The sequence below is a fragment of the Phormidium pseudopriestleyi FRX01 genome, from assembly GCF_017313335.1.
GTDB lineage: Bacteria > Cyanobacteriota > Cyanobacteriia > Cyanobacteriales > Laspinemataceae > Laspinema > Laspinema pseudopriestleyi.
On sequence record NZ_JAFLQW010000433.1, the window covers coordinates 1 to 5788 of the forward strand.

Genomic DNA, 5788 nt, shown 5'->3' on the forward strand with positions numbered 1-5788 from the left:
GGGAACTGGATGGAGAATTTTAAGCCTTCCTTTAGGGGGAGAATTGGCACACTCTCAGCTTCTACCCAATGATAGAGTGCGAATATTAAACCTGCTGCTAACATGGATAACAACGTTCTCCTGTCAGGATTTACAGATATTTTAAGAGTCAACCCTCAATGTAGGGGCGATTCACAAATCGCCTGTACAAACATTAGAGGAAATGCGTAAGTCCTGCCGGTGGAATTTCGAGGGAGTAGTGACGGATAAACTCGACCCCTCGTGAAGCGTTGTAATCTAAATTAAGAGGACAAACTGATGACGGTAACACCGAAAAGACCCCCCCTTGGGCCAGAGATTTCCGTCGAACGAGTCCGAGAACATCATCACCAAGAATTAGAAGCGATCGCCCGGTATCGTCGGGCTACAAATTACCTGGCGGTGGCACAAATTTATCTCAAAGATAATGTTTTACTGGACCACCCGTTAAAACCGGAACATATTAAAGACCGATTACTAGGACATTGGGGAACCAGTCCTGGAATTAATCTGATTTATGCCCATTTAAACCGCCTGATTCGCCGATATGACGTGAATATGTTTCTGGTGACGGGACCGGGACATGGTGCACCGGCTAACTTAGCGAATCTCTATTTAGAAGGGTCACTGTTAGAGTATTATCCCGAATTAACCTTAGATAAATCGGGATTGGAAAAGTTTATCAAACAGTTTTCTTGGCCGGGAGGATTTCCCTCTCACTTATATCCAGGAATTCCCGGAACGATTCATGAAGGGGGAGAACTCGGATATGCTTTAGCGACCTCATTTGGCGCAGTCATGGACAATCCGGATTTAGTCGTCGCCTGTATTGTTGGGGATGGAGAAGCAGAAACCGGACCGACAGCAACGGCATGGCATAGCTACAAGTATATTGACCCTGCCGAGTCCGGGGCCGTTTTACCTATTTTACACTTAAATGGGTATAAAATATCCAGTGCCACGATTTATGGGACGATGAGTGATGAAGAACTGATGCATCTGTTTACCGGATATGGCTATCAAGTGAGAATCGTGGCGGATTCAGACCTAGATGCGGACCTCTATGGATCAATGGATTGGGCGTATCAAGAAATCAGCCGAATTCAACAAGCTGCGCGATCGGGCGATCGCATCTCCAAACCCCAGTGGCCCGTATTAATTCTGCGATCGCCTAAAGGCATGAGTGGGATTAAAGAAATGAACGGCAAACCCATCGAAGGTTCCTATCGATCTCATCAAGTTCCCGCCAAAAATGCCGCAACCGACGAGGGCGAATTGCAACAGTTAGAACAATGGTTGCAATCCTACCACATTGAAGAATTAATCGACGAATTGGGACGACCCAAACCCGAAATTATCGACCTTTGTCCCCAAGGCGATCGGCGCATGGGATGCAATCCTCATACCATTGGGGGGAAAATGCGCCAAGAGTTGAAACTGCCTAATATTTTTGACTTTGAAGTGGAGATCGAGCATTCACAAACCCATAACTGTTCTAGTCGAGGAGACAATCAGATTGGCAATACCTATCAACTCGGTAAATACCTCAAATCCGTTATTGAACATAACCCAGATAATTTCCGAATTTTTAGTCCCGACGAACTCGAATCCAATCGACTCACCCCCGTTTTAGAAGCCACCAATCGCGGCTATCAATGGCCCACAGATCCAGCCGATGAACATATTGGACCTCATAATGGACGAGTCTTAGAAATTCTCAGCGAACATACCTGTCAAGCCTGGTTACAAGGGTATTTACTCACCGGAAGGCATGGGTTATTTCCCTCTTATGAGGCATTTTTGGGCATTGTCACCACGATGATGGATCAATATGGCAAATTTATCAAATTATCCAAAGACTTCCCCTGGCGGTTGCCAGTCCCGTCCCTGAACTATCTGGAAAGTTCCACCTTATGGCGACAAGAACATAACGGATTTTCCCATCAAAATCCCGGATTTATTAATAGCGTCCTGGACGAACAAGCCGAATCAGCCCGAGTTTATTTACCCCCAGATGCCAACTGTGCCATCAGTACCCTAGACCACTGTTTGCAGAGTAACGGGTATATTAATTTGGTGATTGTTAATAAGAATCCCATGCCCCAATGGTTGTCCATGTCCGAGGCAGTCGCCCATTGTCGCGCCGGGGCTTCCGTCTGGCGTTGGGCCAGTATTGATGATGGTGTCAATCCGGATATTGTCCTCGTGGGAATTGGCGATGTGATGATGGTGGAAGTGTTAGCAGCAGCCCATATTTTACGGTCGCAATTGCCCGAATTGCGGGTCCGCGTGGTGAATGTTACCGACTTGCTAATTCTGGAAGAAAAATCCACCCATCCCCACGGATTGGATGCAGATATGTTTGATGCTTTGTTCACTAGCGATCGCCCAGTTATTGTCAACTTTCATGGATATCCATCTGTCGTCAAGCAATTAATCTTTGGACGTCCTAATGTTCGCCGCTTCCAGATTAATGGATACCAGGAAGAAGGAACAACAACTACCCCCTTTGATATGCTAGTCCGCAATCATGCCAGTCGCTATCATTTAATCATGCAAGCGATTCGATTAGCGGCTGCCTATAATCCCCGGGTTGCTGCCCAAGCAAATGAACGAGTCAGTCAATATGAATATGTTCTCGCCGCCCACCGAGGATATATTCAAGAAAAAGGCACTGACCCCGATGAGATTATGAATTGGCAGTGGTGTTAATGACCCGATGAAACGCCATTAATTAGAATCCGGTTGTCAAAGGTCTATAAAAACCCACACCCGTTAACGGTGGGTTTTCTTGAGACAACCGGATTTGGTATCAGGACAGGGATTTTTCCTGTTCTGACATGGGCATTAAATTTTAATCATAAAATCAGGATATTGTCAAGAAATAAACCATGAAAATATTAGTTTTAAATGCCGGTTCGAGTAGTCAAAAAAGTTACTTATATGAATTGAAAAAAGAGCCTTTTAATGAAATGAGTCCGCCCTTATGGGAAGCTAAAATCGATTGGGCTCGCCAGGAAGGAATCGCCGAAATTGAAGTAAAAAGCGGTAACCAAAAGTTAGCAGAAACTCGAACAAGCGAATCCCGGGAGAAAGCGATCGCCTCCTTATTAGACACCCTATGGCAGGGAAAAACCCAGGCGATCGCCGATCTATCAGAAATTGATGTCGTCGGACATCGGATCGTACATGGTGGAGAAAAATACCGCGAAGCAACGCTGATTACGCCCGAAGTGAAATCGGCGATCGCCCAGCTTGCCAAACTCGCCCCCGCCCATAATCTCGCCAATTTACAAGGCATCGAAGCGGTAGAAAAAATTCTCCCCAATGTGCCACAAATCGCCGTTTTTGATACTGCATTTCACGCCAATTTGCCCTTAGAAACCGTAGTTTATCCCCTACCTTATGATTGGTATCAGCAAGGAATTCGCCGCTATGGATTTCATGGAATTAGCTATCAATATGCCACTCAACGCACCGCTGAATTGTTAGACAAACCCTTGGAAAGTTTGCGAATGGTAGTCTGTCACTTGGGCAATGGTTGTTCTTTAGCTGCTATTAAAAACGGCAAATCCGTAGAAACTACAATGGGATTTACGCCCTTAGAAGGGTTAATGATGGGAACGCGATCGGGAAGTATTGATCCAGGGATTTTAATTCATCAGATGCGATCGCAACAATTCAAAGTAGACGAATTAGACACTATCCTCAATCGCGAATCCGGATTAAAAGGAGTATCGGGAGTTTCCTCAGATATGCGCGATATTCAGACTGCCATTGAAGACGGTAATAAACGAGCAAAATTAGCCTTTGATATCTATGTGCATCGACTGCGATCGCAGATTGGCGCAATGTTACCCATCCTCGGAGGTTTAGATACCTTAGTCTTTACCGGAGGCGTCGGAGAACATCATCCCAGGGTGCGATCGGCAGCTTGTGAGGGATTCGAGTTTTTAGGATTACACCTCCACCCCCACAAAAACCAGAATTCCCCCAAAGACGCCGATATTGCCACAACCGAATCGAAAGTGAGAGTCTTCGTCATCCAGGCGCAAGAAGATTGGACGATCGCCCGCGAATGTTGGCATTGCCTCACCGAAAACCGCAGTTAATATCAACAACTCCAGGAGTTCAAATTCCTGGCAGTTGTTGCCATCCCTACTTCGCTTCCATCCAATTCTCCCCCGCATGAATATCCACCACCAACGGAACCGAAAGCGGGACTGCCAGTTCCATTGTAGACTTAATTTTAGGTTGCAACTCCTCCCATTCATCCCGAGGAATTTCAAACACTAATTCATCATGAACTTGCAGCAATAACCGCGCTTGGTACGCCTTTAAAACCTCGTGCATTTTCACCATTGCTACCTTAATAATATCTGCACTCGACCCTTGAATTGGTGCATTAGCAGCCGCCCGCAAATTCTGAGAATCTTGCATTCCCATCTTCTTATTCAGCTTGTCTAAATCAATCGATTCCCAAGCGGTTCCTTTGAGTTGATTAAGACTGTCCCCTTGGAAGTCAAAATAGCGACGCCGCCCTAAAATCGTCTCTACATATCCGCGTGCGATCGCCTGTTTTTGCAACCCATTCAAACATTCAAAAACCTTGCCATAGCGTTCATAAAACCGCTTAATAAACAGCTTCCCCTCCTGAGAAGTTTTCCCGATCGCCCGCGCAAACCGTACCGAACCCATCCCATAAATCACCCCAAAATTAATCGTTTTCCCCATCCGCCTTTCTTCTGCCGTTATCGTCTCCTTCTCAAACAGCAATTGCGCCGTCACAGTATGCACATCTCGGTTATTTTGATACGCCTCAATCAACACAGGTTCTTGACTCAAATGCGCCAAAATCCGTAACTCAATTTGAGAATAATCTGCAGACACCAATAACCACCCAGTTTCCGGCAAAAATGCCGACCGAATTTGGCGCGAAAACTCGGTTCTAATCGGAATATTCTGCAAATTCGGATTAGAAGAAGACAATCGTCCCGTTGCCGTTGCCGCTTGATTAAAATTTGTATGCACTCGCTGGGTATCTTTTCGCACTATCTTGGGTAGTGCATCCACGTATGTTGATTTTAATTTCGCCAAAGTCCGATTTTCGATAATTAAATCCACCAGGGGATGTTCCCCTTGCAATCGTTCCAACACTGCCGCATCCGTCGAGTAACCCGTCTTAGTTTTGCGGGATTTACTAATCGGCAACTCTAATTTTTCAAACAAAATATAACTGAGTTGTTTAGGAGACCCCAAATTGAATTCTTCCCCCGCCTCTTGATACCCTTTGGTTTCTATTTCCTGCAATTGTGCCTCTAACTGCTGGGAGAAAGTCCCCAAATAGTCGCTATTAATTCTAATCCCCGTATATTCCATCTCTGCTAATACAGGTTCTAGGGGTTGTTCCACCTCTATCAGCAGTTGATGCAGTTTAGATTTATCCGCCAGTTCCTCTTGCATTTTCCCGACTAACTGATAGGTTGTAAACACATCTAACCCGCAATATTGGGCCGCTTTTGGAATAGCTAAATCGGCAATTGTTTTGCCTTTAGCAAGTCCTAAATTTTTATAACTTTCTGCGGTAACTTCTAAATACCGACTTGACACATCGGTGAGGTTATGCGTTGTTTCAGGATTAATCAAATAACTCGCCAGTAGGGTATCAAAGACCATTCCAGCCAGTTGAATTCCCTGACAGCGCAACACGAGACGGTCAAATTTGGCATTGTGCAAACATTTGGGATAGTCGCTACTTTCTAAAATAGGA

Annotated in this window: 3 protein-coding genes; 2 read left to right on the plus strand and 1 reads right to left on the minus strand. The window is 45.4% G+C overall.

Translation table 11 applies throughout. From position 1 onward, the window contains the following. Nucleotides 1–297 precede the first annotated feature (297 nt). Together J0895_RS16280 and J0895_RS16285 are read left to right on the plus strand one after the other, a co-directional pair. Nucleotides 298–2730, plus strand: a complete 2433-nt coding sequence (locus J0895_RS16280; RefSeq protein WP_207089095.1) for a phosphoketolase family protein — start codon at nt 298–300, stop codon at nt 2728–2730. A 179-nt stretch (nt 2731–2909) separates the two neighbouring features. Beyond that, complete coding sequence (locus J0895_RS16285) at nt 2910–4130, plus strand: acetate kinase (protein ID WP_207089096.1); 1221 nt, start codon at nt 2910–2912, stop codon at nt 4128–4130. A 46-nt stretch (nt 4131–4176) separates the two neighbouring features. Here the strand turns inward: J0895_RS16285 and polA are convergent. Beyond that, a partial coding sequence (gene polA, locus J0895_RS16290) for a DNA polymerase I (protein WP_207089097.1) occupies nt 4177–5788 on the minus strand: 1612 nt, incomplete at its 5' end.

What these genes read in the sequence shown, in the direction of transcription:
- J0895_RS16285 (WP_207089096.1), top strand. Translation starts at nt 2,910, where the DNA reads ATGAAAATATTAGTTTTAAATGCCGGTTCGAGTAGTCAAAAAAGTTAC.
- J0895_RS16280 (WP_207089095.1), top strand. Translation starts at nt 298, where the DNA reads ATGACGGTAACACCGAAAAGACCCCCCCTTGGGCCAGAGATTTCCGTC.